At 68.3% G+C, this 23,149-nt stretch carries 20 protein-coding genes; 4 read left to right on the forward strand and 16 right to left on the reverse strand.

Annotated features, from left to right (window positions below; all coding sequences use genetic code 11):
• Positions 1 to 13: 13 nt before the first annotated feature.
• Genes BQ2383_RS08855 through BQ2383_RS08880 form a run of 6 tightly spaced genes read right to left on the reverse strand, consistent with a single transcriptional unit; the run spans position 14 to position 8,460 of the window.
• Complete coding sequence (locus BQ2383_RS08855; protein WP_091032660.1) at positions 14 to 1,195, reverse strand: Gfo/Idh/MocA family protein; 1,182 nt, start codon at positions 1,193 to 1,195, stop codon at positions 14 to 16.
• Positions 1,186 to 2,181: a nucleoside hydrolase gene (locus tag BQ2383_RS08860; protein WP_167381577.1), complete on the reverse strand. Its 996-nt coding sequence runs from the start codon at positions 2,179 to 2,181 to the stop codon at positions 1,186 to 1,188. Before BQ2383_RS08860 ends, BQ2383_RS08855 begins: the two co-directional genes overlap by 10 nt.
• Positions 2,174 to 5,380 (reverse strand): hypothetical protein, encoded by a 3,207-nt coding sequence (locus tag BQ2383_RS08865; protein ID WP_091032665.1) that lies wholly within the window; start codon positions 5,378 to 5,380, stop codon positions 2,174 to 2,176. Before BQ2383_RS08865 ends, BQ2383_RS08860 begins: the two co-directional genes overlap by 8 nt.
• Positions 5,381 to 5,406: 26 nt before the next feature.
• Positions 5,407 to 6,258 carry a carbohydrate ABC transporter permease gene (locus BQ2383_RS08870; protein WP_091032668.1) on the reverse strand — a complete coding sequence of 284 codons (852 nt, stop codon included), beginning with the start codon at positions 6,256 to 6,258 and terminating at the stop codon, positions 5,407 to 5,409.
• Positions 6,251 to 7,189, reverse strand: a complete 939-nt coding sequence (locus tag BQ2383_RS08875; protein ID WP_091032672.1) for a carbohydrate ABC transporter permease — start codon at positions 7,187 to 7,189, stop codon at positions 6,251 to 6,253. Before BQ2383_RS08875 ends, BQ2383_RS08870 begins: the two co-directional genes overlap by 8 nt.
• Entirely contained in the window at positions 7,189 to 8,460 is a 1,272-nt protein-coding gene (locus BQ2383_RS08880) for an ABC transporter substrate-binding protein (RefSeq protein ID WP_167381578.1), read from the reverse strand. Before BQ2383_RS08880 ends, BQ2383_RS08875 begins: the two co-directional genes overlap by 1 nt.
• Before the next feature lie 249 nt (positions 8,461 to 8,709).
• Between BQ2383_RS08880 and BQ2383_RS08885 the strand changes: the two genes are divergently transcribed.
• The 3 genes from BQ2383_RS08885 (at position 8,710) to BQ2383_RS08895 (ending at position 12,726) form a co-directional block, all read left to right on the forward strand.
• Complete coding sequence (locus BQ2383_RS08885) at positions 8,710 to 9,885, forward strand: ROK family transcriptional regulator (protein ID WP_091032677.1); 1,176 nt, start codon at positions 8,710 to 8,712, stop codon at positions 9,883 to 9,885.
• 80 nt (positions 9,886 to 9,965) lie between these two features.
• Positions 9,966 to 11,627: a glycoside hydrolase family 13 protein gene (locus tag BQ2383_RS08890; RefSeq protein WP_091032679.1), complete on the forward strand. Its 1,662-nt coding sequence runs from the start codon at positions 9,966 to 9,968 to the stop codon at positions 11,625 to 11,627.
• Between the two features lie 91 nt (positions 11,628 to 11,718).
• On the forward strand, positions 11,719 to 12,726 hold the full coding sequence (locus BQ2383_RS08895; protein ID WP_091032683.1) for a LacI family DNA-binding transcriptional regulator: 1,008 nt from the start codon (positions 11,719 to 11,721) through the stop codon (positions 12,724 to 12,726).
• Positions 12,727 to 12,829: 103 nt separating this feature from the next.
• Here BQ2383_RS08895 and BQ2383_RS08900 read toward each other — a convergent pair whose 3' ends face one another.
• Genes BQ2383_RS08900 through fdxA form a run of 4 tightly spaced genes read right to left on the reverse strand, consistent with a single transcriptional unit; the run spans position 12,830 to position 15,669 of the window.
• Positions 12,830 to 13,459 carry a superoxide dismutase gene (locus tag BQ2383_RS08900; protein ID WP_091032686.1) on the reverse strand — a complete coding sequence of 210 codons (630 nt, stop codon included), beginning with the start codon at positions 13,457 to 13,459 and terminating at the stop codon, positions 12,830 to 12,832.
• 22 nt (positions 13,460 to 13,481) lie between these two features.
• Positions 13,482 to 13,991, reverse strand: a complete 510-nt coding sequence (locus BQ2383_RS08905) for a flavin reductase family protein (RefSeq protein WP_091032688.1) — start codon at positions 13,989 to 13,991, stop codon at positions 13,482 to 13,484.
• Positions 13,988 to 15,346 (reverse strand): FAD-dependent oxidoreductase, encoded by a 1,359-nt coding sequence (locus tag BQ2383_RS08910; RefSeq protein ID WP_091032691.1) that lies wholly within the window; start codon positions 15,344 to 15,346, stop codon positions 13,988 to 13,990. Before BQ2383_RS08910 ends, BQ2383_RS08905 begins: the two co-directional genes overlap by 4 nt.
• Entirely contained in the window at positions 15,343 to 15,669 is a 327-nt protein-coding gene (gene fdxA, locus BQ2383_RS08915; RefSeq protein WP_091032694.1) for a ferredoxin, read from the reverse strand. The genes BQ2383_RS08910 and fdxA overlap by 4 nt, the downstream gene beginning before the upstream one ends.
• A gap of 120 nt (positions 15,670 to 15,789) precedes the next feature.
• On the opposite strand from fdxA, the gene soxR reads away from it, so the two are divergent.
• Positions 15,790 to 16,239, forward strand: a complete 450-nt coding sequence (gene soxR, locus BQ2383_RS08920; RefSeq protein WP_091032696.1) for a redox-sensitive transcriptional activator SoxR — start codon at positions 15,790 to 15,792, stop codon at positions 16,237 to 16,239.
• Positions 16,240 to 16,373: 134 nt separating this feature from the next.
• On the opposite strand, the gene BQ2383_RS19205 is transcribed toward soxR, so the two are convergent.
• The 6 genes from BQ2383_RS19205 to BQ2383_RS08950 all read right to left on the reverse strand — a co-directional run bounded on the left by BQ2383_RS19205 (position 16,374) and on the right by BQ2383_RS08950 (position 23,134).
• Entirely contained in the window at positions 16,374 to 16,952 is a 579-nt protein-coding gene (locus BQ2383_RS19205) for a hypothetical protein (protein WP_140403324.1), read from the reverse strand.
• Positions 16,953 to 17,046: 94 nt separating this feature from the next.
• Positions 17,047 to 19,293: a glycoside hydrolase family 3 N-terminal domain-containing protein gene (locus BQ2383_RS08930; RefSeq protein ID WP_091032701.1), complete on the reverse strand. Its 2,247-nt coding sequence runs from the start codon at positions 19,291 to 19,293 to the stop codon at positions 17,047 to 17,049.
• A complete protein-coding gene (locus BQ2383_RS08935; protein WP_091032704.1) occupies positions 19,293 to 20,420 on the reverse strand; it encodes an ABC transporter permease in 1,128 nt (375 codons plus the stop codon). The genes BQ2383_RS08930 and BQ2383_RS08935 overlap by 1 nt, the downstream gene beginning before the upstream one ends.
• A gap of 1 nt (position 20,421) precedes the next feature.
• Entirely contained in the window at positions 20,422 to 21,510 is a 1,089-nt protein-coding gene (locus BQ2383_RS08940; RefSeq protein WP_091032707.1) for an ABC transporter permease, read from the reverse strand.
• On the reverse strand, positions 21,507 to 22,313 hold the full coding sequence (locus tag BQ2383_RS08945; protein ID WP_091032709.1) for an ABC transporter ATP-binding protein: 807 nt from the start codon (positions 22,311 to 22,313) through the stop codon (positions 21,507 to 21,509). Before BQ2383_RS08945 ends, BQ2383_RS08940 begins: the two co-directional genes overlap by 4 nt.
• Complete coding sequence (locus BQ2383_RS08950; RefSeq protein WP_091032712.1) at positions 22,310 to 23,134, reverse strand: ABC transporter ATP-binding protein; 825 nt, start codon at positions 23,132 to 23,134, stop codon at positions 22,310 to 22,312. Before BQ2383_RS08950 ends, BQ2383_RS08945 begins: the two co-directional genes overlap by 4 nt.
• Positions 23,135 to 23,149: the final 15 nt, after the last annotated feature.

Genomic DNA, 23,149 nt, shown 5'->3' on the forward strand with positions numbered 1-23,149 from the left:
CACGATGCTGTGCTCATCGACGCGCCTCGCGGGCGCTCACCTGTCCGCCGTCGAAGTACGCCTTCACCTGCGGATCGAGCTCCGGAACCCGCTGCGGCATCGCCCCCGCGCGCAACGACGCGGTTGCCGCGATGCCCGCGGCGACGCTGTCCCTGGCCTCGGAGGGAGACGTCTCGAGCTGGCGCTCTCCACGGAGGAACCCCAGGAACTCCTCGACGATCGCGACATCCGCCCCACCGTGGGTGCCCTCGCCGAGAGGGATCTCGTAGTCCCTGTCCCCGGCGCCGTTGTATTCGGATCGCCTGTTCCACAACCGCACCACGCCGCCGTCGGAGTCGCCGAGGTTCTCCAGGCGTCCCTCCGTGCCGATCACCGTGTAGTTGCGCCAGTAGTCGGGCGAGAACGCGCACTGCTCGTAGCTGGCGAGTACCCCGTTGCCGAGACGCATCGTCATGATCGACACGTCCTCGATGTCGATCACCGGGTTGAGCTCGGTCTGCGCGAGCGGCGGCCAGTTGTCGAGGCTCGCGAGGGTGCCCATCATCCGGTCGGAGTTGTCGCGCCGATCCTCGACGTCGCCGTAGACCATGAGGTCGCCCATCGCGACCACGTCACGGCTCGGGGCTCCCGCCAGCCAGTGGATCACGTCGATGTCGTGCGCGCCCTTCTGCAGCAGCAGCCCGGTCGTCTTCGCTCGCTCGGCGTGCCAGTCCTTGAAGTAGAAGTCACCGCCGTGGCCGACGAAGTGCCGGCACCACACGGTCTTCACCTCGCCGATCGTCCCCTCGTCGATCAGCCGCTTCAACAGTCGCACCATCGGCATGTGGCGCATGTTGTGACCGACGGCGAGGCGAGTGCGCGTGCGGAAGGCGGTCTCGAGGATGCGATCGGCATCGTCGAGCCGCGTCGCGATCGGCTTCTCGAGATACACGGCGATGCCGGCCTGGAGAAGGTCGACGGCGACCTCGGCGTGCGTATGGTCGGGCGTCAGCACGAAGACGGCATCGAGGTCGAGGTCGATGAGTGCACGATGGTCTTCGACGACCAGGACGTCGGGTCCGAACAGCGAGCCCGCGCGTTCCCGGCCTCGCGCAGCAGGGTCGGCGACCGCCACGATCTCCGCTCCGAACCGGGGAAGGAAGGTGGCCAATTCCGCGCGGGATCCTGCGCCCGCGACCGCGATCCTCAGCGCCATGCGTCGAGCTCCGTTTCCTGTCGGATGGCACCCCAGGCACCCGCGAGGGGCGGGCGTCCCAAGTGGTCGTCGATGAGTCCGGAAAGATCCTCCGGACCGACGACGGTGACCGCATACCGGTGGCGTCCGCTCGCAGAGGGGGCCCACAGGGTGCCCGCCGCCTCGTCGAGCGACACGGTGCCGAGTCCGCTCCAGGCGACGCGTCCGTCGAGCTCACCGGCGGCGAGCATCACCGCGAGCAGGTCCCAGCTCGGGCGTCCGATCCCCTTGCCGCTGTGCAGGGAGTACGCGATCGCCACCGGGCTGTCGTCACCCTGGGTGGCCGAGAGGGTGCGACCGGTGATGACGTCGGCCGCGGTCTCCCATCCCACGAAGTCCACCGGGCTCGGCCACTCCGCGAGGAACCGTGCGGTGTGTCCCGGTTCGTGCGCGAAGTTGGTCTCCGCGAGCGGCTCCGCACCGAGGTCGGGCCGGGCGCGCGTGCCGAAGACACCGCCCATCACGACGGCGCGTGCGACCTTCGCGGCCACGAGCTCGCGTCCGCTCAGAGCGCTGAGAGCGTCGGCGGGGGTGTCCAGCAGCGCGACCAGGTTTCCGAAGTAGCCGATCGAGACGACCGTCACCGTGCCGTCATCGGCTCCGGCGAGGGCTTCCCTGAGCACCGCGACCGCGTCCGGCATCACGTCCGGTGTCGCGGCATGCGGATGCATCCTGCTGATCGCCCGCGCGTAGTCTTCCGGCCCGATCTCGTCGGTGATCGGATGCCGGATCCCGACGGGGATCTCGGCCCTGCCGTAGTAGTCGTTCAGCACGCGGGCGGCACTGTGGCTCCAGTGGCCGGAGGTGTTGATGCCGATGCCGAGGATCTCGACGAGCCCGCGGTCGGCGAGGGCGTGCGCGACCGCGATCGCCCCGGCATCGTCCACGTCGTCGCAGAGATCGGTCTCGATCAGGATCGGTGTCGGCCGATATCCGCGGTCAGTCATTGCGTGAGATGAGGATGTCATCGACAGAGAGCGCCCCTCCGTTGTGCAGGCCCCAGATGAGGCGGTAGTCGGTGTGGTTGCCGGTCGTGAACGTGACGGATCTCTTCTGCACGGTCCCGACCGGATCGGTCCAGCTCGTCACACCCCGGTCGCTCGGCGCTCCTGTCGCCTGCGATCGCGCGAGGAAGTAGAAGTGACCGCCGCTCCCGGGAAGCGCGCCGGTCTTGGTGACGAACTCCACGGTGTACGAGGTATCCGGGCTGAGCGCGATCGTCGCGGGATTCGAGTAGAGGAACTCGTACCAGTCGGTCGTTGCAGGCGCCGCCCCGTAGGCGGAGTGGCTGCCCGAGACGACCTGCGACGGGGTGCTGGTGATGGTGCCGTACGATCCGCCGAACCCTCCCGTGAAGTGGCTGGTGGCGAAGGACCCCGTCTCGAAGCCGAAGACGACTCCACCGGTGACCAGCGGGTTGCTCCGGGTGAGGAGCACCGTGTCACCCTTCGCCATCGTGAAGGTTGCCGTGGTCGTGGACAGACCGAGGAGCGTTTCGCTCCCCGTGTCGTAGAGCGGGCCCGCGGTCGGCAGAGTGACGGTCTTCGTCCCCGCGGTCTTCGCATGCAGGCTGATCCAGGCGGCGTTGGCCTCGAGGTTGTCGTCGCCTCCGGTGTACACGTGCACCCCCGCGTCGCTGTACAGCTTGCGCAGCACCGGAGACGGGATCGGCGGAGTGCTGGCGAGCACCGAGGTCCACCCGGTCAGCGTCTTCCTCGCGATCACGGGCCGCGGTGTGCTCTCGGCCGAGCGGGCGAGCGTGGTGAATCCGCTCCCGCTCGGGAGGAACAGCGGTTCGAGGGCGATCTCGCCTCCGAAGGTCTCCGTGACGCCGGGGAACGCGGCCGAGTCCAGGTGGTAGCTCATCGGCGCGAGCCCCGCGTTCTTGACCTTCGTGATCGTGATGTCGTCGACGGTGATCGCGCCCCCGTCGTGGATGCCCCAGATCAGGTAGTAGTCGCTGTAGTTCTTGAGCGTGAACTCGAACTCCTTCGTGTAGACCGATCCGGGAGCATCGCTCCACTGATTCGAACCGACATCCTGCGGCACGCCGCCGGTGCCGGTGCGGGCGACGAAATAGAAGTATGCGCCGGCACCCGGGGCAGTGATCGTGCGGCCACGGAACTTCACCCGATAGGTCGCGTTGGCTTCGAGCGGGATCGACGCGGCCTTCGTGTAGAGGTACTCGTGCCAGTCGGTGCTGGCCGGTGCGCTGCCTTTGACTGATCGCGTCCCGCCGATCACCTCGCCCGCCGTCGCGATGATCGTCCCTGTCGCACCGCCCGCCCCGGCCGAGTACCCCGTGCCCGCGAAGCTGCCGGACTCGAAGTCCTCGCTGTCCAGCGGTGTGCTCGGGTCGGGTGGTGACGCCGCAGGAGCGTTGACCTGCGTGAGGCTGAACCCGGTGAGCGCCTCGACGTCGGCCTTCGAGAGGCCGGAGTCTCCCGCGTACCCGGGTGCCCAGCCCCAGACGAGCGTGCGGCCACCGGACTTGAGCGCGGTGATCGCTACCCGCTGGGCGGCGTTCAGGCGGAAGGCGTCGGGGAACACGTAGACCTTGTAGTGCGTGGGGACCAGCCCGTCGACCAGGTCGTCGATCGTGAAGCGGTCGAAGGGCGCTCCCGCGCGGCTCAGCTCGCCGATGCCCTGGCGGCTGCCGAGAGACGGCCCTTCGTAGAGCTTGGCCGTCGTGTCGGTCTCGCCGCCGAGCACGAGCTCGGCGGTCGGCACGCTGATCACGGCGACCTCCGAGGACCGGGCGCGCGAGACGTTCATCGAGTAGTCGCCCCAGTGCTTGAGCTTCGCGAACTCCGCACCGAATGCAGGATCGGCGTACCAGAGTCCCGAGGAGTGATCCATGTACCACATGCCCGTAGCGTGGGTCACAGCCTGACCGAAAGCCCGACGGATGATGCCGAGGGATTCGGCCATGGTGGTCGCGTAGATGAACAGGATGGGGCTCGTCGCGAGGTGCGTGCGGTCGTCTGCCTCGTCGATGAAGAGCTTGCCATGCAGCGCGAGGCTCTCGGTATAGGTGCGGTAGGCGCCGTCGTCACCGGGAGCACGCCGATAGTAGGAGTGCGGCGAGGTGACCAGATCGACGGAGTCGAGCCGGTGCAGTGCGGCCACGGCGCGGTGGTGCTGCTCCTGCGGCATGTACCCCTGGTCCGGGGTGTAGCCGTAGAGGACGGACGTGAGAAGCGTGCCGTCGCTCTCGTCCTTGACGATCGAGGCGAAGTGATCGATAGCCTCCACGACGACACGGTGATGACTCTCGTAGTAGTCCAGCACGCGGCGCGACGCGGCCGGATCGCGGAACAGCCCGTTCGCCGTCTCCCGCCGCTCCCCTGTGCCCGGGATCGCCACGGTGTCAAAGGTGACGGCCGGGTCGCCCCACGCGGCACGGAGCTGCGCGACGCTGTTCGCGTACTTCGCCTTGAGATGCCCTATCCAAGCGGTGCGCATGGCCTCGCTCGTGTCGGGCAGGTACTCCGCGTTGTAGCAGAGCCACTCGCCGTAGAGTCCGCCGGCGAGCGTGATGCCCATGGTCCGGTCGCCTTGCGGTCCGTCCAGGATGTGCCGCACCATCGTGCGGAGCTTGGCACCCGCCTCCGTGCGCCAGGTCGCAGAGGCGAAGGAGGCGTCGCGGGGGATGTCGGCCGTTCCGGGGTCGATCGCATAGTCGACCAGGTCGTCGGGGTGGGCGTCGAGCCACCAGTCAGGCGCCCACAGGTGCACCCGCGGCATGGCATAGCCGCTCGGCACATGATCCTCGAACGTCTGCATCACGCGGTCGATCACTGTGAAGTTCTGCGTGCCGGCGCCGGTCCAGCCGAGGTCGAGGTAGGTGTCCTTCTCGATGAACGAGTAGAACTCCACCCCGGCGTCGGTGAACGTCTGCCCATCGGCGACCGACACCTCCTGCTCGAACAGATACATCGGGAACCGCGGGGCGTCGTCGACGAAGAGGCAGGGAGCGCCGCGATGGGTCCCCACCCGGAACGTCGACCGCCCCGCCGTCGTCGTGAGCGGATGCACCGACGCGGCCCCGGTGCCCGCGAAGGCGGATGCCGGTCGGGCGTTGCCGTCCACGAGGGCGATCAGCATGGGTGCGGCCATGACGCCGAGGAACGTACGTCTCTTCATCGAGCTGTCCTTTCGGAAGGTCGGTCTCAGCCTTTGAGACCGGAGAAGGCGATGCCCTCGATGACGCGACGCTGCATCACGAGGAACAGGATCATGATCGGCAGCATCGCCATGAGCGCCGCGGCGAGCATCGACGGGTACTCGGAGCCGTGCTCTCCCGTGAACGATGCGAGCCCGACGGCGAGCGGCATCATGTCCTGGCTGTTCACGATGACGAGCGGCCAGAGCAGGGAGGACCAGGACGCGAGGGCGGTGAGGATCGCGAGGGCGCTCAGTCCCGGCTTCGCCAGCGGGAGCATGACCTGCCAGAACACCTGGCCGGGGTTCGCACCGTCGAGCCGTGCCGCCTCTTCGAGCTCCTTGGGCAGTCCGAGGAAGAACTGCCGCATCATGAAGATCCCGAAGGCGTTTACCAATCCGGGGACGACGATGCCCGCGAAGGAGTTGAGCCAGCCGAAGCTCTGCACGGTCTGGTACTGCGGAATGAGCAGAAGCGTTCCCGGCACCATCAGCATGGAGAGCACGATCGCGAACAGCGGACCCTTGGCGAAGAACCGCATCCGCGCGAACGCGTATCCCCCGAGCGCGCAGAGGATGAGCGTCGCGACCGTGGTCAGAACGGTGATGATGACGGTGTTCAGCATCTGGCGGAGGAAGGGGACCTGAGCGAAGACACCCACGTAGTTGTCGAGGTTCCACTGCGTCGGCCAGAGCGTGGGCGGCACCGAGGTGATCTGCCCGTTCGTCATGAAGGTCGCCAGCACCTGATAGATGAACGGCGAGACCATGACCACGCCGCCGATCAGGAGCACGGCATGTGCACCGAGCTGCCGACCGGAACGCCGACCCCGCCGGCTCTGCGCGAGACGGTCACTCATAGTGCACCCACTTCTTCTGAAGACGGAACTGGATGGCGGTGAGGATCGCGATCATCACGATGATCACGACGCCGATCGCGGTCGCGTACCCCTTGTCGTTCTGCAGGAAGCCCTCGTTGTAGAAGAAGTACACGAGGGTCTGCGATCGGGCGGCGTTGGGACCGGTGCCCAGCATCACGAAGATCAGATCGAAGACCTGGAAGCCGCCGATCAAGGTCAGCACGCTGATGAAGAAGATCGTCGGGGTGAGCAGCGGAAGCGTGATGCTGCGGAACTGCCGCGCGGGACTCGCCCCGTCGATCGACGCCGCCTCATACAGGTCCGGCGGGATGCTGGAGAGGCCCGCGCTGAACACGATGATGTTGAAGCCGAGCGAGAGCCAGATGCCGACGATGGCGACCGCGACGAGGGAGAGCCCCGGCGTCGAGAGCCAGTACGGCCCCTGGATTCCGAAGAGTCCGAGGAAGGCGTTGATCAGACCGAAGTCCCCGCTGTAGAGCATCCGCCAGACGATGGCGACCGCGACCGGCATCGTGACCACCGGCAGGAAGTACAGCGTGCGGTAGAGACCTTTGAACCGCAGACCCGGCCGGTTGATGAGCGCTGCGAGGTACACGGCGATCGGCACGTTGAGCATCACGATCGCGGTGTAGATGGCGGTGTTGCCGAGCGCGAGCGCGAAGTCCGGATCGTTGAACAGGCGGACGTAGTTGTCGATTCCCGCCCAGCTCACGTCTCCGAAGAAGCCCCAGGTGGTGAAGCTGTAGTAGAACGTGCGCAGCAGCGGCCAGATGAAGAAGACGGCCAGGGGCACGAGGATCGGCACGAGGAAGATCCACGGCCAGACTCCGTCGTACTTCTGCGAGCGCCGCACGGGGCGGGTGGCGGCCGGAGCCACCACCCGCCCGCGACTCGCTGTGGTGGTGGTCATCACTTCTTCTCGGCGGCGAGCACCTCGTTCATCGCGGCGGCCAGTTGCTTGCAGGCCTCCTCGACGGTGAGCTCGCCGCTCCACGCCTTGGTGAGGTACTCGTTCTCGAGCGTGTTCCATGCCGCGGTGTTCAGCGACACGGGGTACGGAGCCGCGTGCGCGGCCTGGTCGCTGAACAGCGAGAGGTCCCACTGCGGGAAGGCGTCGGTGAAGCTCGAGGCGACGCCGTTGAAGGCGGGGATGCCGAGGCCCGCGGCTCCGTAGAGCTCCTGGGCCTCCTTCGAGGCGAGGAAGGCCTGGAAGGTCTGCGCGGCCTCTTTGTTCTCCGAGTAGGCCGACACGGCGTCGGCGCCGCCCTGGATCGTGGTGACGAGGTCGGACTCTCCGGTCGGCAGCGGAGCGACCGCCACAGTATCGGCGATCTCGCTGTCCTTCAGAGAATTCGCGTTCCACGGGCCGGACCACATCATGGCCAGCTTGCCCGAGGTGAAGTACTGCGGGATGGGCGTGTCGGTGATCTGCGCGACGGACGGGGAGACTCCCGCCTGAGCGAGGTCGACCCAGAGCTTGACGCCCGCGATCGTGCCGGGGTCGTCGTAGCCCGAGGTGGTGCCGTCTTCGGAGATGACCTCACCGCCGGACTGGTAGATGGTGTTGTAGGAGGTCTCCTGACCGGTCCATGGGGCGGCGGCAGCGCCGAACACGCCTTCGGAGCCGAGCGCGGTGCTGATGGCCGTCGCCGCGGCGACGAAATCCTCCTGCGTCCACCCGTCGGCCGGGTAGGCGACGCCCGCCTGATCGAAGAGCGCGGTGTTGTACCAGACGCCCATCGTGGCGTAGCCGGTCGGCGCGGCGTACAGCTCGCCGTCGAAGGTGTAGCTCTGGATCGACGCGTCCGGGAAGTTCGCGGGGTCCATCCCGTCTGCGGTGTCGACGGGAGCGAGTGCGCCGTTGGTGGCGTACAGGCCGGCGTTGGGCTCGTTGATCCAGAAGACGTCCGGCAGGGTCTTGCTCGAGGCCTGGGTCTGCAGCTTGGTCCAGTACTGGTCCCAGGGGAGGGCCTGGATGTTGACCGTGATCTCGGGATGCTCTTCGTTGAAGGCGGCGATCACGTCCTTGTACGGCTCGAGGGCGTTGGCGTCCCAGATCACGTAGTCGATGCTCGCTTCACCGCCGTCGGCGGGTCCTGCGCCGGATGCGCATGCGGTGAGGCTGAGGGAGAGAACGGCGACGGCGGCGACGGCGCTCGCGGTCTTTCGCTGACGATTCATTGTCTGCTTGGTCCTTTGCTCGGGTGCGAGGGTGTGGAGCATCGTGCACGAGCGGTGATGGCCTCGGCACTCCTGGATGACGACTTCCATATAATAATCCAAGTTGGCATTAAAATTAGAGGATGCGAAAGAACCCTGTCAAGAGCTGGATTCGACCCGGGTCGCGCCGATCCGATCCTGCGGCTCACAGCGCGCTACGATGACTAACCAAACTTGACGTGAGAATCCGCTCCTCGAGTACGGGAGACCATGACGACGACACCACGCTCCGGCGACCGCTCACTGCTGAGGCGCATGAACACCCATGCGGCACTCCTCGGCGTCCGCGACGGACAGCACACGGTGACCGGCCTCGCCGACCAGCTGGGCATCTCGCGCACGGCAGCCGAAGACGTGGTGCGCGACCTCGTCGAGCTCGGCTGGGTGACCCCCGCCGACGCCCCGGCCAGTGCGCGCCCCGGGCGCCCCGCACGCAGCTACCGCTTCGCCGCTGAAGCGGGCCACGTCGTCGGACTCGACATCGGCGTGCACAAGATCCTCGGCATCGTCGCCGACCTGGAAGGCCAGCCGCGCGCCTCGCACAAAGTGTCGATCGACGAGGATGCGAGCGCCGCCGACCGGCTCGCACTCGCCACGACCGTCGTGGAGGCCTGCCTCGCCGAAGCGGGTCTCGATATGGAGGCGGTCTGGTGCGCCGGCGTGGGCTCGCCCGGCGTCATCGACGCGTCGGGCACCGTCACCCGGTACGGAGGCAACGGCCTCCCCGGCTGGCTCGGCCTCGACCTGGCCGACACGCTCTCGACGCGCTGGGGCGTGCCCGTGCGGGTCGAGAGCGACAACAACCTCGGCACGATCGCCGAGCACTGGCGTGGCAGCGCGCAGGACGCGCGCGACGTCGTCTACGTCCTCTCCGGCAACCGCACCAGTGCCGGGATCCTCATCGGCGGCTCCCTCTACCGCGGTCACAGCGGAGGCTCGGGCCTGGTCGGTGCCCTACCCCAGCTCGGGTGGGCAGAAGCGCCTCGACACGTCGACTCGCTCGCCGGCACCGGGGTCGAGCCGACCCGGGAAGCCATGTTCCTCGCCGCGCGCGACGGCATCCCGCACGCGCTCGCCGCGCTGGACGGATTCGCCGCCAGCATCGCGACCGGGGTCGTGGCGATGTCACTGGCCGTCGACCCGGAGCTGATCGTGCTCGGCGGCGGCATCTCTCGCGGCGGCGAGATCATCCTCGACGCGATCCGCTCGCACATCGACGAGCTCCAGCCGCACGCCCCGCGGGTCGTGCTCTCCACCCTGGGCGACGAGTCGGTGGCGATGGGCGCCGTCCGGATCGCGCTCGACGCCATCGACGCCCAACTCCTCACCTCGGTGCAGGCCGGGGCCCGCTTCCCCTCTCCATCGCGCGGCATCCTGGCGCTCTGAGCCGCGACGGCACGCTCCGGATCGAACCGATTCGATGCCCGCTCTGGCAAGACTGTAAGCGTTTGCAGTAGCCTGTTCGCATGGCACAGCTTGAGCAGATCGCAGCCCCCGGTTCCGAGTGGTGGCGCAGCGCCGTCATCTACCAGATCTACCCCCGATCCTTCGCGGACGCGTCCGGCGACGGCATCGGCGACCTCCCGGGCATCACCAGCCGCCTCGACTCGCTGCAGGAACTCGGCGTCGACGCGATCTGGCTCAGCCCCTTCATGACCAGCCCGCAGCGCGACGCCGGCTACGACGTGGCGGACTACCGCGACGTGGACCCGCTGTTCGGTACGCTCGCCGACTTCGACGAGATGCTGACCCAGGCCCACGACCGCGGCATCCGCGTGATCGTCGACCTGGTCCCGAACCACTCGTCCGACCAGCACGTGTGGTTCCAGGAAGCCCTCAAGGCGGCACCGGGCAGCCCGGAGCGCGCGCGGTACATCTTCCGCGACGGCCGTGGTGAGAACGGCGAGCTCCCGCCCAACAACTGGGAGTCGGTGTTCGGCGGCGGCATGTGGCAGCGGGTGACCGAGGCCGACGGCACCCCCGGCCAGTGGTACCTGCACATCTTCGACGCCACGCAGCCCGACTTCGACTGGAACAACGAAGAGGTGCAGGAGGAGTTCCGCTCGATCCTGCGCTTCTGGCTCGACCGCGGCGTCGACGGCTTCCGGGTCGACGTGGCCCACGGCATGATCAAGACCGAGGGCCTCCCCGACTACACCCCGCCGACCGACGCCGACTCCATGGGCGGCGGAGAGTCGAACGTGCCGTACTGGGGCCAGGATGGCGTCCACGAGATCTACCGCGACTGGCACAAGGTGCTCGCCGAGTACGACGGCGACCGTGCGCTGTGCGGCGAGGCCTGGATGCCGACGCTCAAGCAGACCGCGCTCTGGGTGCGTCCGGACGAGATGCACCAGACCTTCAACTTCCCGTACCTGATGACGCCGTGGAACGCGAAGGAACTGGGCGACGTCATCCGCGAGTCGCTCGACGAGTTCGGCGGCGTCGGAGCGCCCAGCACCTGGGTGCTCTCGAACCATGACGTCGTGCGGCACGCCTCGCGCCTCGCGCTCACGGCCGACAACCCCCAGGGCGAGGGCATCGGACCGAACACTCCGAACAAGCCCGACACCGCGATCGGCCTGGCCCGCGCCCGCGCGGCGACCACCCTCATGCTCGCGCTCCCCGGCTCGGCCTACCTGTACCAGGGCGAAGAGCTCGGTCTGCCCGAAGCGATGGAGATCCCGGACGAGTTCCGTCAGGACCCGACCTGGTTCCGCACCGGGGGCAAGCGCTACGGGCGCGACGGATGCCGCGTGCCGCTGCCCTGGGAAGCGGAGGCTCCGGCCTTCGGCTTCAACGAGACCGGCCTGTCGTGGCTCCCGCAGCCGACCGAGTGGGCGACCTACGCCCGCGACGTGGAGGAGGTCGACCCCGGCTCGACGCTCGCCCTGTACAAGCGCCTGCTCGCGGCTCGTCGTGAGCACGGCTTCGGTGCCGGTTCGCTGGTCTGGGAGGATGCCGGCGCTGACGCGGTGGCCTTCCGTCGCGGCGACGTGCACGTGGTCGCGAACCTCGGCACCGAGCCGATCGAGCTGCCGGCCGACGCGAGCGTGATGCTGAAGAGCCAGCCGTTCGAAGGCTCGTCGATCCCGGTCGACACCGCCGTCTGGTACACCACGGTCTGACCGGTCGAACCCCCGTTCCGGTCGCGGATCCTGTTGCTCGCGCACTTCGGGCCACAGGAACCGCGACCGGAACGACTTCTCAGAGGAACACATGGCCAGCATCGATGAGGTCGCCCGGCTCGCCGGGGTCTCCACCGCGACCGTCTCGCGCGCGCTCAGCGGCCGCGGCCACGTGTCCGAATCCGCCAGGGAGCGGGTGCAAGCCGCGGCGCAGTCGCTCGGCTACGTCGTCTCGTCACGTGCGTCGAGCCTGGCGTCCGGGCGCACCCGCAACGTCGGGGTCGTGGTGCCGTTCCTCGACCGATGGTTCTTCAGCACCGTGCTGTCGGGCGTCTCGGCCGCGCTGATGCGCGCCGGCTACGACATCACGCTCTACAACATCACCGCCGACAAGGACGTACGTCGGCACGTGTTCGACACGTTCCTGCGGCGGCAGCGTGTGGATGCCGTCATCGCCGTGGCGATCGAACTCGACGCCGACGAGACGCAGCACCTGCTCGATCTCGGCCTGCCGGTCATCGCGATCGGCGGCCCGAACCCGAAGCTCGACACCCTCACGGTCGACGACGTGGCGGTCGCCCAGCTCGCCACCGAGCATCTGATCAGCCTCGGTCACACCGACATCGCGCACATCGGGGCGAACCCCGAGTTCGACATCGACTTCCACATCCCCACCAACCGCCGCCTCGGGTTCGAGAAGGCCCTGGCGAAGGCCGGGATCCCGCTGAACCACGCCTTCCTCGAGCCGGCGGACTTCACGGTCGAGGGCGGCTACCGCGCGGCGAAGCAGCTGCTCGGACGCCCGGGCCCCCGACCGACCGCGGTGTTCGCGGCATCCGACGAGATGGCGATCGGGGCACTGCTGGCGGCCCGCGACCTGGGTTTCAGCGTGCCGGACGACCTCTCGATCGTCGGCATCGACGGGCACGAGCTCGGCGAGTTCTTCCGCCTGACCACCGTCGACCAGTTCCCGCTCGGACAGGGCGAGCGCGCCGCGGATGCCGTGCTGGCGAAGCTCACCACGCCCGACGAGGTGCACATCCCGTCGGCACTGCCGTACGAGCTGAACGTGCGCGGGACCACCGCCCGGCTGATCTAGGTCGACCCGTGGGGCCGACCCGGCCCTTTGCGTGCGACCCGGCCCCTTGCGGACGTCCGCAGGGGGCCGGGTCGTACGTATGAGGCCGGGTCGACCTCGGGAATCAGCCCGCGACGATGAGGCCCTGGGTCGCGGTGCGCGCGGCCTCGAAGCGGCGCTGCACGTCGGGCCAGTTCACGAGGTTCCAGAACGCCTTGACGTAGTCGGCACGCACGTTGAGGTAGTCGAGGTAGTAGGCGTGCTCCCAGACGTCGAGCTGCAGCAGCGGGATGACGCCGAGGGGCGCGTTGCCCTGCTGGTCGAACAGCTGGAAGATCACGGGGCGGGCGCCCACGCTGTCCCAGGCCAGCACAGCCCAGCCCGACCCCTGCACACCCAGCGCCGTCGCGGTGAAGTGCGCGCGGAAGGCGTCGATCGAGCCGAACGCGTCGACGAGCGCGGCCTCGAGCTCGCCCTCCGGAGCGCCGCCGCCCTCGGGCGAGAGGTTCTGCCAGAACACCGAGTGGTTGATGTGGCCGCCGAGGTTGAACGCGAGGTCCTTCTCGAGCTTGTTGACGTTCGCGAGGTCACCGGCGCTGCGGGCCGTCGCGAGCTGCTCGAGTGCCGTGTTCGCACCGGTCACGTAGGCCTGGTGGTGCTTGGAGTGGTGCAGCTCCATGATCTTGCCGGAGATGTGCGGCTCGAGTGCCGAGTAGTCGTAGGGCAGCTCGGGGAGTGTGTAGAGAGTGGACATGGCGTCTTCCTTTCGATGATGTTCAGTGGTGGGTGTCGTGTGGGAGGGCGTGGAAGCGGCGGTCGAGGTACACGAGCGGGCGTCCTTGCGGCCCCGCCACAACTTCGAGGACCTCGGCGATCACGACCGTCGACGAGCCGACGGCCACGGTCTGCAGGGTGCGGCAGCGCAGGGCGGCCCGCGCCGAGGCGAGGTGCGGCTCCCCCGTCTCCAGCGCCGACCACCCCTGCTCGGGCGTGAAGCGCTCGGAGCCGCTGACCGCGAAGCTCTGTGCGAGGGCGGAGTGCTCGTCGTCGATGAGGTGGACGACGAAGGTGTCGGCACCGAGGATCGCGCCCGCAGAGCCGGTCGCACGAGTGACCGAGAACACGATCGCGGCGGGGTCGACCGCCACGGAGGCGACACTCGACGCCGTGAGCCCGACGGGGCCCTCCGGAGTGGATGCCGTGATGATCGCCACACCGGCGGGGTGCGTGCGGAACGCGGCCTTGAGCCCTTCGCCGACCGGGGTGGGTACGGGTATCGCGGTCATCGGACGGCCTCCGTCATCTGCGTCAGTTTCGCGTGCGCGAGCATCTCCGCGCGATCGACGAGCTTCGTCCGCTCTCGTCCGCGCTCCGCACCGGCACCGCGTTCGGCCGCATCGATGCGCAGCCAGCCGTCGAGATCGACGGCGTGGTCGACGTGGGTGAGCGGGTCCTCCCCCGGCGCGATCGGCTCCGCGTCCGCGAGGTCGTCGACGAGGTGACGCACGGTTTGCGCGGCATCCGACTTGGTCGAGCCGATCAGTCCGACCGGCCCGCGCTTGATCCAGCCGGTCGCGTACAGCCGCGGGATCGGCGCGCCCGCCGCATCCACGACGCGTCCCTCGGCGTGCGGAACGACTCCGAGATCGGCGTCGAACGGCATCCCGGGAACGGGTGTCGAACGATAGCCCACGGCCCGGTACACGGCTCCGACGTCGTAGCGCAGCAGCTCGCCGGTGCCGACCATCCGGCCCAGCTCGTCGGATGCCGTGCGCTCCATCTCGATGCCGGTCACGCGATCCGTGCCCAGGAGGCGCACGGGACGCTGGCGCAGGTGCAGGTGGATGCGGCGTGAAGCCGTGCGGCTCGCGGGGTCGAGCGCAGCCCACTCGGTCATGGTGCGCACGATGATGCGGCGCTGGGAGAACTGCGCGACCATCCGCTCGGCGTGCTCGTCCAGGGCGAGCTCATCCGGGTCGACGATCACGTCGACGTCGTCCTGCTCGGCCAGCTCGCGCAGCTCCATCGCCGAGAAGCGTACGTCGGCGGGACCGCGCCGGGCGAACAGGTGCACGTCGCGCAGCGGGCTGGCGGCAAGCTGGTCGAGCACGGCATCCGGGGTATCGGTGTGGGTCAGCGCCGAGGCGTGCTTCGCGAGGATGCGCGTCACGTCGAGGGCGACGTTGCCCGCCCCGAGCACCGCGACCGACTCCGCCTCGAGCGGCCAGGTGCGCGGCGCATCGGGATGCCCGTCGTACCAGAACACGAAATCGGCCGCGCCGAAGGATCCGGGCAGGTCGATGCCGGGGATGTCGAGGTGCACATCGAGGTCGGCGCCCGTCGCCACGATGACGCCGTCGTAGGCTGCGCGGAGGTCTTCGATCGCGACGTCGACGCCGATCTCGACGTTGCACAGCAGCCGGATGCGCGGGTTCACGAGCACGTCGTGCAGGGCATCGGTGATCTTGCGGATGCGCGGGTGATCCGGGGCGACACCGTAACGGACCAGGCCGTAGGGCGCCGGAAGCTTCTCGAACAGGTCGATCGACGCGGTCGGGGCGAGTCCGAGGAGGATGTCGGCGGCGTAGATGCCGGCCGGCCCTGCTCCGACGATGGCGATGCGCGGTTCGGCGATGGTCATGCGTGTTCCCCCTGTGGTGCGAGCGCGGCGATGATCGGGTGGTCGAAGGCGAGCATCCCCGTCTTGGCGGCGCCTCCGGGCGAGCCGATCTCGTCGAAGAACTCGACGTTCGCCTTGTAGTAGTCCTGCCACTCGTCGGGCAGGTCGTCTTCGTAGTAGATGGCCTCGACCGGACACACCGGCTCGCAGGCGCCGCAATCCACGCACTCGTCGGGGTGGATGTACAACGACCGTTCACCCTCGTAGATGCAGTCGACGGGACACTCGTCGATGCAGGCCTTATCCTTCACATCGACGCACGGCAGAGCGATCACATAGGTCATCGCGGGGTCTTCGTTCGGGTCACGCTGTCCTCGTTCGGGTAGATCGGCCCATTGCGGGGCCACAGGACAACCGTAAAACCTCAAGTACACTTGAGGTCAAATCGAGGAAGAGGTCTCCGGATGAGCCCGCACGCACCCGACGAGCCGCTGACGATCGGCGAGATGACCCGACGCACCGGCGTCGCCGCCTCTGCCCTGCACTTCTACGAGACCCTCGGCCTCATCGCCTCGACCCGCACGCCCGGCAATCAGCGCCGCTACGCCCGGCACATGCTGCGGCGGGTCTCGCTCATCACGGTCGCCAAGCGCCTCGGCATCCCGCTGTCCGACGTGCAGTCCGCGTTCGCCGACGTGCCGCTGACCGAGACCCCGAGCCACGCCGACTGGCAACGCGCCTCGCGACGCTGGAAGCGCGAACTCGAGAAGCGCCGCGAGGGCATCGAGCGCCTCGAACGCGAACTCACCGGATGCATCGGCTGCGGCTGCCTGTCGATGAAGGCGTGCGGACTACTCAACCCCGACGACGCCCTCGCGACGCAGGGCGTCGGTCCGCAGCGGCTGCAGGATTGAGGAGCAGGCTTCGTAGATCGACGGAGCACTACGCCTGTGAAAGACGTAGAATGGTCGCAGCCCGCCCCCGCTGGGGGTAGGGAAGTAGAAGCCGGGACCCCCGCCCCTCTGGACGGGACCCGGCTTTCGCGCGTCTAGAGCTCGATCCGTTCGATGGTGGTCGATGGACTCACGGCATCGAACCAGTCACTCCGGCCACCGGACATCTTCTCCCCCAGTGCACCGAGAACCTGATCGGCAATCCAGACCATCGGCTCTTCGCTGGGCTGCGCATGATCGATCCGAAGCCCCTCAGGGAGAGCCCGCTTGCCGCGCAACGCGTCGACGGTTCGGAGATCTCTTTGCATCAGCTGGAGCGGACGCGCTTCGAGCGTGAGTAGTTGCACGCCCTGCCCGTCGAGCTGCCATGCGAGCCTCTCAAGACATAGCGCGCGAGCGCGTTCTTGCCGACGAGAATCAACCGGCGCCGCTATGACGACGACGTGGTACGCGTCGAAATCCGCGATAGTCGCGATGGATGCGTCCCTGGCGCGCCTGTCCTGGTTTCGCCAATGGAGTTTCGGTCCACGTCGAGGAAGACGCTGTAGTCGGGCACGCATGTCTTCACAGCGTGAGGCATCTGCGACCGCAGCGCCGAGAAGGTAGGAAGGACGCTCCACACCCGCCGTCCGGTAAGACTCGTCTCCCCACGCCTGCAGCACGAGCGAGTTCATCGTCCAAGGTTAGGTGTCGATGTCGCGCGCTCGGCCTGCATACCGGAACGCGGGTGCACCTTCGGGGCAACCCCGGAAGACGAATGCGGCCGGGTCAGCGCACCTCGAAGTCGGCGGAGAGGAGCACGTCGTCGCGCGAGCTCGGGCCGACCAGCAGCTCGAACGCGCCGGCCTCGACGATGCGGTTGCCCGCGGCATCCACGATCGTGCAGTCGGCCACGGGCAACTCGACGCGCACGCGGGCGGACTCCCCTGGCGCGATGTCGACCTGACGGAAGGTCTTGAGCTCCTTGTCGGTCCAGCTGACACTCGTGACGGAGTCGCGCACGTAGACCTGCACCGTCTCGCGCACCGGCCGCGTGCCGGTGTTCGCCACCGTGACATGCCCGACGATGGTGTCGGACTCCCCCAGTGCCGCCTCCTCCAGCTCCAGGTCGGAGTACTCCACCGTCGTGTACGACAGGCCCTCGCCGAACGCCCAGGCGGGCGACTGCGTGAGGTCGGCGTAGCGGTCGCCGTGCTGTCCGCGGATCTGGTTGTAGTACGTCGGCTGCTGGCCGACGTGGCGGGCGAACGAGATCGGCAGCCGGCCCGACGGCTCGACGGCCCCCGAGATGATCTCGGCGAGCGCACGCCCACCCTGCATGCCCGGGTTCGCGGCCCAGATCACCGCTGCGGCCTGCGCGGCGGAGGCCGGGAGCACGAGCGGCTTGGAGGCCAGCAGCACCACGACGACGGGCTTCCCGGTCGCGATGAGCGCGTCGATCAGCGCGTTCTGTCCGCCGATCAGTTCGAGCGTCGCGGTCGAGCGTCCTTCGCCGACCAGTTCGATCCGGTCACCCACCACGGCGACCACGACGTCGGAGTCGGATGCCGCAGCCACGGCTTCCGCGATCAGCGCGGCATCCGGCTCGCAGGCCTTCACCACCGGGGGCCGCGGCTGGTGGTCGGGGAAGAACGGCCCCTTGGGGTCTTCCTCGAGCGTGAGGATGTCGGCACCGCGGGCGTGGGTGACGCTCCACCCGTCGATCGCCTGCAGCCCGTCGAGCACGGTCGTGATCATCTCGCGCGGCTGTCCGTCGAGCCACCCGGCCTGACCCGAGCCGCCGGCCCAGTCGCCGAGCTGCGTCTGCGCGTCGTCGGCGAGCGGGCCGGTGACCGCGATCTTCAGCGGCGCGGCGGCGTCGAGCGGCAGCACCCCGTCGTTTTCCAGCAGCACGATCGAGCGGCGGGCCGTCTCGAGGTTCAGCTCGGCGTGCGCGACACTGCCGACCACGGCATCCAGCTCGTCGCCCGGCAACCGCGGGTTCTCGAAGAGTCCGAGCTCGAACTTGAGCGTGAGGATGCGGGCGGCTGCGGCGTCGAAGGCGTCCTCGGCGAGCATTCCGCGGGCCACGGCATCCAGCGCCCCCTCGTAGAAGGCGGGAGTGGTCATGATCATGTCGTTGCCGGCCCGCACCGCCGCAGCGGCCGCGTGCGTGATGTCGGGCTGGATCCGCTGCTCCCACACCATGCGTCCGACGTTGTCCCAGTCGGTGATGAGCGTGCCGGTGTACCCCCACTCGCCGCGCAGCACGTCGCTGAGCAGCCAGTCGTTGGTCGTGATCGGCACGCCGTCGGTGGTCTGGTAACCGAGCATGAACGTGCGGCATCCCTCGCGGGCGACGCGCTCGAACGGCGGCAGGAACCAGGAGCGCAGCTTGCGCCGCGAGATGTCGGCCTCGCTCGCATCGCGCCCGCCCTGGGTCTCGGAGTACCCGGCGAAGTGCTTGGCGGTCGCGAGGATCGCGGTGGGGTCGTCGAGGCCGTCGCCCTGGTAACCGCGCACCATCGCTGATGCCAGCTCGCCGATCAGGAACGGGTCTTCCCCGAAGGTCTCGCTGATGCGACCCCAGCGCAGGTCGCGGGCGATGCACAGCACGGGCGAGAACGTCCAGTGGATGCCGGTGATCGCCACCTCCTCCGCCGTCGCGCGGGCCACCCGCTCGAGCAGGTCGGCGTCCCACGACGCGGCCATGCCCAGCTGGGTCGGGTAGATCGTGGCCCCCGGCCAGAACGAGTGCCCGTGGATGCAGTCCTCCGCCACGAGCAGCGGGATGCGGAGCCGGGTCTGCGCCGTCAGCTCGTTGGCCTGCAGGATGCGTTCGGGAGAGGTGTGCAGGATCGAGCCGGCGTGCCGCCGGGCGATGTGGTCGTCGAGGTCGTCGCGCGCGTCGAGCTGCAGCATCTGCCCGACCTTCTCCTCCAGCGTCATCCGGCTGAGGAGGTCGGCCACGCGCTCGGGGATCGAGAAGGCGGGGTCCTGGTAGGGAAGAACGGTGGTCAGGGTCTGAGAGGTCATCACTTCGTGTTCTGGGTCGAGGTCTTCGAGGAGTCGGAGGTGTCGGGCGAGGCCGCCGACGTTACGGGATCGGGGCTCTTCTGCGGCAGGGGCACGCTGCGGACGGCCGTGACGGCGTCGTTCACGTTCAGCCCCTTCTTCTTCATCGCCCTGGCCCGCTCTCCGGCGGAGCGCAGGCGCGGGTTGACGTACTCGTCGATGCCGAAGTTGATCAGCGAGAGGGCGACGCCGATGATCGCGATGCACAGCCCGGCGGGCACGTACCACCACCACAGCCGCGGGAACGCGCCGTTCTGCTGCGCCCAGAACAGGATGGTGCCCCAGTTGAGGTTGCTCACCGGGATCACGCCGATGAAGGCCAGCGTGGTGAGGCCGAGGATGGCCGCGGTCACGGTGCCGACGAAGCTCGAGGCGATGAGCGCCATGAGGTTCGGCAGCATCTCGACCGTGATGATGCGGCGCAGCGGCTCTCCGTTGGCCCGGGCAGCTTGGATGAAGTCGCGGTTGCGCAGCGACATCGTCTGGGCGCGCAGCACACGCGCACCCCACGCCCACCCGGTGAGCCCGAGCACCGCGGCGATCACGATCAGCGGTGGGTTCTCGAACTGCGACGCGATGATGATGATCAGCGGGATGCCGGGGATCACCAGGAACACGTTGGTCAGCGCCGAGAGCGACTCGCTCTTCCAGCCGCGCACGTAGCCGGCGATCACACCGATCGTGATGGCGATGATCGTGGCGATGAAGGCGGCGAGGAAGCCGACGACGATCACGCCGCGGGTGCCGTAGATGATCTGGCTCAGCACGTCCTCCCCCATGTGCGTCGTGCCCAGCCAGTGCTCCCAGGAGGGCGGCTGGCGGAGCGCCGTGCGGTCCTTCTGGGTGGGCCCGTAGGGGGCGATCCACGGGGCGAGGATCGCGACGAGCACGAACACCCCGAGGATGATGAGCCCGGCGATCGACTTGGGGTTGCGGAACATCGCGAACGCCTGGGCGAGCTGGGACCAGAACGTCTTGCGCGGAGGCACATCGCTCGGCGGGGTGCGCAGAGTGGCGGTCTCGGGCATGCCGGAGACGACGGCCGATCCGTCGGGCGCGGTGCTCGCTGCGGTGGTGGGAACGGTCATGTCAGGACTCCATCTGGCGCGTGCGCGGGTCGAGGTAGGCGTAGACGACATCCGCGAGGATGTTGGCCACGAGCACCGACAGCGTGATCACGAGGAACACGCCCTGCATGAGGGCGAAGTCCTTGGCGTTGGTCGCGTCGAGCAGGAGCTTGCCGACACCCGGGTAGCTGAAGACCATCTCCATCACGATCGTGCCGCCGACGATGAAGCCGATCGACAGCGCGAAGCTCTGGATCTGCGGCAGCACCGCGTTGCGGGCGGCATAGCCCCAGAGCACCCGCTTGTTGGGCATGCCCTTCGCCTGCGCGACGGTGATGTAGTCGTCGTCGAGCACGGTCAGCATCATGTTGCGCATGCCGAGCACCCAGCCACCGAGCGAGGCGACCACGATGGTCAGCGCCGGCAGGGTGCCGTGCATGATCACCTGGCCGATGAAGTCGAAGCTCCACTCCGGCGATTGCCCCTTGTCGTAGGCGTGCGAGGAGGGGAACCACTTCAGGGTCGACGAGAAGATCGCGATCGCGATGAGTCCGAGCCAGAAGTACGGGATCGTGTTGAAGAAGGTCGTCACGGGGATGATCGCGTCGAGCCTGCTGCCGCGCTTCCACCCGACGATCGCGCCGGCGACCGTGCCGATCGTGAACGAGATGATCGTGGCGATGCCGACCAGACCGAGCGTCCACGGCAGGGCGGCGGCGAGCACCTCGGCCACCGGGCGCAGACCGTGCAGGGTCGAGATGCCGAGGTCGCCGCGCAGCAGCATCCCCCAGTACTCGATGTACTGCTGCCAGATCGACTTGTCGGTGTCGATGCCGAGCAGGATGCGCAGGGCATCGGCGGCCTCGGGGCTCACGTTGCGGTTGCGCGCGAGGTAGGAGCTGACCGCGTCGCCCTTCATGAGCCGAGGCAGGAAGAAGTTGATCGTGATGGCCGCCCACAGCGTGAACAGGTAGAAGCCCGCTCGTCCGGCGAAGAAGCGCCACGGGACCTTCCGGCTTCCGCGCTCGGCCGTGGTCGCGGTGGTGCCGACCTCGAGGGCGTCGCGCGCGACGAGGTCGTTGTCGTCGAGCTGGGGGAACGCGGTGCTCACAGTGCGCCTCCGGTCGATGCTGCCTGTGCGAAGAACTTGTCCGGGTCGGGGGAAGCGGATCGTAGCTCGCGCGTGTACGGGTCCTGCGGGTTGAGGATCACGTCGTCGGCGGCGCCGTACTCCACGACACGTCCCTGGTTGAGCACCATGATCTCGTCGCTGAAGTGGCGGGCGGTCGCCAGGTCGTGGGTGATGTAGAGCACGCCGAGCCCCTCCTCCCGCTGCAGGTCGGCGAGCAGGTTCAGCACACCGAGGCGGATGGAGACGTCGAGCATCGAGACGGGCTCGTCGGCGACCAGGAGCGACGGGCGCGAGGCCAGGGCGCGGGCGATCGCCACGCGCTGCCGCTGCCCGCCGGAGAGCTCGTGCGGGCGACGGTCGATCACGGCATCCGCATCCAGCCGCACACGGTCGAGGAGTCGGCGCACCTCGTTCTCGGTCTCCTTCTTCGGCACCACGTCGTCGAGCCGGATCGGGCGCTCCAGGTGGTACCGGATCGAGTGGTACGGGTTGAGCGAGGCGAACGGGTCCTGGAACACCATGCGCAGTTGCTGCCGGTACTTCCGCAGCCCCTTGCCGCGACGGGGGATCGGCGTGCCGTCGAGTAGAACCTCGCCGCTGGTCGGGGTCTCGAGCTGGGTGAGGATCTTCGCGATCGTGGACTTGCCGCTGCCGGACTGGCCGACCAGGCCGATCGTCTGGCCCGAGGTGAGGGTGAAGCTCACGTCATCGAGCGCCTTGATCTGGCCGGCGCCGCGGACGTTGTACGCCTTCGTGACGTTCCGGAATTCGAGGGTGGTCATCGCACCAGCACCCCTCTCTCCCCGGTCAACCGGGGGAACGACGACAGCAGCGTCTTCGTGTATTCGTGCTCGGGTTGCGTCCAGATGCGCTCGGCCGTGGCGAGCTCGATGATCTCGCCCTCGCGCATGATCGCGATCCGGTCGCTGATCTCCAGGAGGAGCGGGAGGTCGTGGGTGATGAAGATCACCGAGAAGCCGAACTCGTGCCGCAGCTGCGAGATCTGCTTCAGGATCTCCCGCTGCACCAGCACGTCGAGCGCGGTGGTCGGCTCGTCCATGACCATGAGCTGGGGCCGCAGCGCGAGGGCCATCGCGATCATCACGCGCTGACGCATGCCGCCGGACAGCTCGTGCGGGAAGGAGCGGATGCGCTGGCGTCCGACCTTCACGATCTCGAGCAGCTCCTCGGCCTCGGCCCGCCGTTGCTTGCGGTTCATGTCGGGGCGATGGATCTCGTACACGTCCTCCAGCTGCGAGCCGATCGTCGCGACCGGGTTCAGGGCGTTCATCGCCCCCTGGAACACCATCGACACCTTGTCCCAGCGGAACCGCTGCATGGCATCCACGTCGAGCGCATTGATGTCGATGTCGACACCGGTCGCATCGTGGAAGGTGACGCTGCCGCTCGTGATGACGGCCGGGGCACGCAGCAGTCGCTGCACCCCGTAGGCGAGCGTGGTCTTGCCGCATCCGCTCTCGCCGGCGAGTCCGAGGATCTCGCCGCGCTGCAGTTCGAGGGTGACGTTCTTCACCGCCTCGACGGGCGGATCGACGTCGTACACGACCGAGAAGTCGCGCACGCTGAGCAGGGGGTCTGGCATGGGGATGTCCTTCGT

Source organism: Microbacterium oxydans, from assembly GCF_900095745.1.
Classification (GTDB): domain Bacteria; phylum Actinomycetota; class Actinomycetes; order Actinomycetales; family Microbacteriaceae; genus Microbacterium; species Microbacterium oxydans_B.

Excerpts from the sequence above, each read along its gene's own strand:
- BQ2383_RS08950 (WP_091032712.1), bottom strand. The coding sequence starts at position 23,134 with ATGCCAGACCCCCTGCTCAGCGTGCGCGACTTCTCGGTCGTGTACGAC.
- BQ2383_RS19205 (WP_140403324.1), bottom strand. The coding sequence starts at position 16,952 with ATGAACTCGCTCGTGCTGCAGGCGTGGGGAGACGAGTCTTACCGGACG.
- BQ2383_RS08885 (WP_091032677.1), top strand. The coding sequence starts at position 8,710 with ATGACGACGACACCACGCTCCGGCGACCGCTCACTGCTGAGGCGCATG.
- BQ2383_RS08900 (WP_091032686.1), bottom strand. The coding sequence starts at position 13,459 with ATGTCCACTCTCTACACACTCCCCGAGCTGCCCTACGACTACTCGGCA.
- BQ2383_RS08930 (WP_091032701.1), bottom strand. The coding sequence starts at position 19,293 with ATGACCTCTCAGACCCTGACCACCGTTCTTCCCTACCAGGACCCCGCC.
- BQ2383_RS08905 (WP_091032688.1), bottom strand. The coding sequence starts at position 13,991 with ATGACCGCGATACCCGTACCCACCCCGGTCGGCGAAGGGCTCAAGGCC.
- BQ2383_RS08935 (WP_091032704.1), bottom strand. The coding sequence starts at position 20,420 with ATGACCGTTCCCACCACCGCAGCGAGCACCGCGCCCGACGGATCGGCC.
- BQ2383_RS08910 (WP_091032691.1), bottom strand. The coding sequence starts at position 15,346 with ATGACCATCGCCGAACCGCGCATCGCCATCGTCGGAGCAGGGCCGGCC.
- BQ2383_RS08875 (WP_091032672.1), bottom strand. The coding sequence starts at position 7,189 with ATGACCACCACCACAGCGAGTCGCGGGCGGGTGGTGGCTCCGGCCGCC.
- BQ2383_RS08870 (WP_091032668.1), bottom strand. The coding sequence starts at position 6,258 with ATGAGTGACCGTCTCGCGCAGAGCCGGCGGGGTCGGCGTTCCGGTCGG.
- soxR (WP_091032696.1), top strand. The coding sequence starts at position 15,790 with ATGAGCCCGCACGCACCCGACGAGCCGCTGACGATCGGCGAGATGACC.
- BQ2383_RS08865 (WP_091032665.1), bottom strand. The coding sequence starts at position 5,380 with ATGAAGAGACGTACGTTCCTCGGCGTCATGGCCGCACCCATGCTGATC.
- BQ2383_RS08855 (WP_091032660.1), bottom strand. The coding sequence starts at position 1,195 with ATGGCGCTGAGGATCGCGGTCGCGGGCGCAGGATCCCGCGCGGAATTG.
- BQ2383_RS08945 (WP_091032709.1), bottom strand. The coding sequence starts at position 22,313 with ATGACCACCCTCGAATTCCGGAACGTCACGAAGGCGTACAACGTCCGC.
- BQ2383_RS08890 (WP_091032679.1), top strand. The coding sequence starts at position 9,966 with ATGGCACAGCTTGAGCAGATCGCAGCCCCCGGTTCCGAGTGGTGGCGC.
- BQ2383_RS08860 (WP_167381577.1), bottom strand. The coding sequence starts at position 2,181 with ATGACTGACCGCGGATATCGGCCGACACCGATCCTGATCGAGACCGAT.
- fdxA (WP_091032694.1), bottom strand. The coding sequence starts at position 15,669 with ATGACCTATGTGATCGCTCTGCCGTGCGTCGATGTGAAGGATAAGGCC.
- BQ2383_RS08880 (WP_167381578.1), bottom strand. The coding sequence starts at position 8,460 with ATGAATCGTCAGCGAAAGACCGCGAGCGCCGTCGCCGCCGTCGCCGTT.
- BQ2383_RS08895 (WP_091032683.1), top strand. The coding sequence starts at position 11,719 with ATGGCCAGCATCGATGAGGTCGCCCGGCTCGCCGGGGTCTCCACCGCG.